Annotated in this window: 3 protein-coding genes; all 3 read left to right on the top strand. The window is 35.5% G+C overall.

Translation table 11 applies throughout. The annotated features are described in order from the left end of the window. Nucleotides 1-175 precede the first annotated feature (175 nt). Nucleotides 176-1,210, top strand: coding sequence for a 3-dehydroquinate synthase (gene aroB, locus GSY74_RS05110; RefSeq protein WP_164664029.1), 1,035 nt, complete (start codon nucleotides 176-178; stop codon nucleotides 1,208-1,210). Further along, nucleotides 1,207-3,057: a mechanosensitive ion channel family protein gene (locus GSY74_RS05105; RefSeq protein WP_164664028.1), complete on the top strand. Its 1,851-nt coding sequence runs from the start codon at nucleotides 1,207-1,209 to the stop codon at nucleotides 3,055-3,057. The genes aroB and GSY74_RS05105 overlap by 4 nt, the downstream gene beginning before the upstream one ends. 2 nt (nucleotides 3,058-3,059) lie before the next feature. After that, nucleotides 3,060-4,070 (top strand): tRNA (N(6)-L-threonylcarbamoyladenosine(37)-C(2))-methylthiotransferase MtaB (mtaB, locus tag GSY74_RS05100; RefSeq protein ID WP_164664027.1); only part of this gene is annotated, 1,011 nt, incomplete at its 3' end.

Below are 4,070 nucleotides of genomic sequence, written 5' to 3'. Positions count from 1 at the left end.
TTTTCATAATTTCTTATTGTCCTTTTTTATTTCTAATAGTATCGAAAGAAAACATAAAAAAGATATGAATATTATTAAAAACATAAATTTTTTGTAGACCTTTCAACACCCACAACTTCTGATTAAGTAAATTTAAGATAAAATAATTCTAAAAATATACTAGGCTTAAATAGATATGATTATCCCAATTCAGTTAGAAAATAGTGGCACTGTAGAGTATGCCGTTACTATAGATAGACTACCTAAACTCTCTTTTGATACCAAGGTGGCTATTGTTACCAATCCTACAGTTTCAGCTCTGCATCTTGAGAAACTTCTTAGTCAGATTGAGTGTAAAGAGCTACATGTTGTGACTGTTCCAGATGGAGAGAAATATAAAAATCTTGATACGGTTGTAGATATATTAGATGAACTTTTCAGTAAAAAATTAGATAGAAAGTCACAACTTATCGCTTTTGGTGGGGGTGTTATAGGTGATATGACAGGTTTTACGGCAAGTCTGTATCAACGAGGTATAGGTTTTATTCAGATTCCAACTACTCTGCTTTCGCAAGTTGATGCTAGTGTGGGTGGCAAGACAGGGGTTAATAATAGGTTTGGGAAAAATCTTATAGGCGCATTTTATCAGCCAAAAGCAGTTTATATAGATACGGATTTTTTGGATACATTGCCAAAGCGAGAGTTTTCAGCAGGTGTGGCAGAGATTATCAAGATGGCAGTGATGTTTGATGCTGACTATTTTGAGTATCTTGAAGGTGCCAATTTGTCTGATAAATCTACTTTGGAGAAGGTGATACAACGCTCTGTTGAGCTAAAGGCTTGGGTAGTAAACCAAGATGAGAAAGAGGCAGGGATAAGAGCAGTGTTAAACTATGGTCATACTTTTGCTCATGTGATAGAGAATGAGACAGAGTATAAAAAGTATCTGCATGGAGAGGCTGTTGCTATAGGTATAGTGATGGCAAATCGGTTGGCTCATGAGTTGGGATTGATGAGTGTCGAGCAGATGGATAGAGTAGAAGCTCTTCTTTTGAAGCACTCTCTGCCTGTGGAGTATGAGGTGAAAGATATTGATGCTTTTTATGATAAGTTTTTCTTGGACAAGAAGAGTGCTAATGACAGAATAAAATTTATTTTGCCAAATGGAATTGGTGCTTTTGAGGTTAGAGATGATATTGATGTGGATATTATAAAAAGGGTATTAATATGAGACTGATATTTCTTCTTTTTCTGTTGGCAACTCATACTCTTTTTGCTGATTTAAATATTACTGATAGGGTTTCTAAAATAATATCTGACCTTGGTAACTCTCCTGTAGTAGATATTGAAGTCAAAAAAGAAGAGAAAAAAGTCAAGATTGAAGAGTCTATGACGGAAGAGGATATTTTAGAGAAGAGAAAGAGAGATGCAGAGTTTGAGAAGAAGAGGTTAGAGCAGGAGAGATTAAAAGAGCTTACTCGAATAAAAACTAATCTTTTAAAAGATTTAGAGGGTATTGATGCTTATCTTCAACAAAACAGTATGTGGTCTAATGTCTACTCTAACCATGAGACCTATAAAAGTTTAGAGTTTACGCTAATTAACTTAAATAGTCGTATAGAGGATTTTGAAAAGAGATCCAAGTTGACTAAAAAAGAGGAGAAAGCACTTAAGAAGTATAAAGATGATTATAAAACTGCTAAAGGAACGATAATCCAACTTAAGGATTATAAAGAGGATCCCTTTAAAAAACTTTTGGCACCAGATGATTTAGGTAAGGCTCCTGAGGTGTTGAGTCCTCTCAATATTATATCAGCTATATCTTTTCAGAAACATCTTAGAGCCGTAGAGGAGGATTACAGTAGTAGGTTTATAGCTCTAAAAGAGATAGTAGCAAAGCTTTATAATAAAAATCGTATTTTAATGAAGCTTGTGGTTCTCAATAGAGATATGAATATCTCACAGGAGAAGTATACTGATGCAATTGAGTTATTATCTAAAGAGATTGATGCATATAATAGTAATCTTGAGATTTTTAAATCTAATCAAGATTTATTAAAGAAAAATATATCAGATATGAAACTTAAAATAAAAAGCTCTATAAAAAAAGAGGCTGAGAAGGGTATTGCTATTGGTGCGACTATTCTCTTTCTGTTGTTGATTTTTTTCTTTATTAAATATCTAGTCAGAAAGTATATGTCTGAAAATGAGCTATTTTATACCACCAATAAAGCACTAAACTTTGTCTTTATCACCATAGTGTTCTTTATACTGTTATTCTCATATTTGGAGAATGTTAGTCACTTGGCCAATATTTTGGCTTTTGCATCAGCAGGTATCGCTATTGCTCTAAAAGATTGGTTTATGAGTATGATGGGGTGGCTTGTTATTATATTCTCTGGTTCTATTCATGTGGGAGATAGAATCAAAGTTGCCAAAGATGGAAATGAGTATGTAGGAGATGTTGTTGATATATCCTTACTTCGTATGACTCTACATGAGGATGTAACTCTCACAACAGATATGATTAATAGACGGGCAGGTAGGATTCTTTTTGTACCCAATAATTATATCTTTACAGATATGATTGCCAACTACTCTCACTCTGGACTCAAAACAGTTTGGGATGGGATTGATTTTATGATAACATTCGATTCAGATGTAGTAAAAGCACAGAGTATTGCCAAAGAGGTGAGTAGAAAATACTCCAAAGGTTATACAGATATGACGCGAAAGCAACTTAATAAATTACGAAGTAAGTATAGTATGCGAAATACATCTGTTGAGCCTAGAATTTTTGCTTTTTTAGATGAGAATGGAGTGCGTATATCAGTTTGGTATCTGACTAATGCCTATGCAACGCTAACGCTTAGAAGTACTATATCTATGGAGATACTCTCTAAGATTAGGGAAGAGGATAGAATCTCTATCGCATTCCCAAGTCAATCACTATATTTGGATAAAGTAGCACCAAAGGAGCTTAAGTCAAAGAGTGATATATTTAAAGATAAGTTTAATAAAGAGCATGGAAATGAGCCTAAAACTAGATATAAGCCAGATGATTGGGGACTCTATTAGAGATGAAAAAAGTCTATTTTAAGACCTTTGGTTGTCGAACCAATCAGTTTGATACACAGGTTATGATGTCAAAGCTCAGAGATTTTGAGTTGACTATGAGTGAGGGGGAGGCTGATGTTATTATGGTCAACTCCTGCACAGTTACCAATGGTGCAGACTCATCTGTACGAGCTTATATTAATGGAGCAAATCGAAAAAATCCTAAAGCACGAGTTGTCTTGGCTGGTTGTGGTTCTCACTCCAAAGGTGAGTCTCTATTTGAGTCCAAAAAAGTTTTTGGGGTGATGGGACACTCTGAAAAAGAGAATATTAACACCATCTTAAAAAGTCAAAAACCTTTTTATGAGATTGGTGATTTGAACCATATTGACTCTACAATAGTTGAGAACTTTATAGGTAAGAGTAGGGCGTTTATCAAGATTCAAGAGGGTTGTGATTTTGACTGTTCATACTGTATTATCCCCTCTGTCAGGGGTGGGGCAAGGAGTCATAGAGAAGAGGATATTTTAATCCAAATAGAGAAGTTGGCTAACAATGGATTTGGTGAATTTATCTTGACAGGAACCAATGTAGGTAGTTATGGACGAGTGCAAGGCTCATCTATGGCTAAACTGCTCAAAAAAATCTCATATATCCGTGGAGTTCGAAGGATTCGTATCGGTAGCTTGGAGCCGATACAGATAGATGATGAGTTCAAAGAGCTACTTCACGAGCCTTGGATGGCAAGACATCTACATATTGCTCTGCAACATACAAGTGACAAGATGCTGACTCTTATGAATAGGAGAAATGATTTTAGGAGTGATATAAAACTTTTAGAAGAGTTAGCCTCTTATGGTTATGCATTAGGTACAGACTATATAGTCGGACACCCTGGGGAGGATGAGGTCTCTTGGAGAGAGGCGATAGAGAGGGTGGAGACGCTTCCCTTGACACATATACATGCCTTTACTTACTCTAAACGGGATGGTACAGCATCAACTACTATGGGTGATGAGGTCAGAGGAGATATT

The organism is Sulfurovum sp. bin170 (assembly GCF_010892395.1).
Taxonomy (GTDB): domain Bacteria; phylum Campylobacterota; class Campylobacteria; order Campylobacterales; family Sulfurovaceae; genus UBA1140.
The sequence above is the reverse complement of the archived record's forward strand: the minus strand, read 5'-3'. Positions and strand labels throughout refer to the sequence as shown.

What these genes read in the sequence shown, in the direction of transcription:
- GSY74_RS05105 (WP_164664028.1), top strand. Translation starts at nt 1,207, where the DNA reads ATGAGACTGATATTTCTTCTTTTTCTGTTGGCAACTCATACTCTTTTT.
- aroB (WP_164664029.1), top strand. Translation starts at nt 176, where the DNA reads ATGATTATCCCAATTCAGTTAGAAAATAGTGGCACTGTAGAGTATGCC.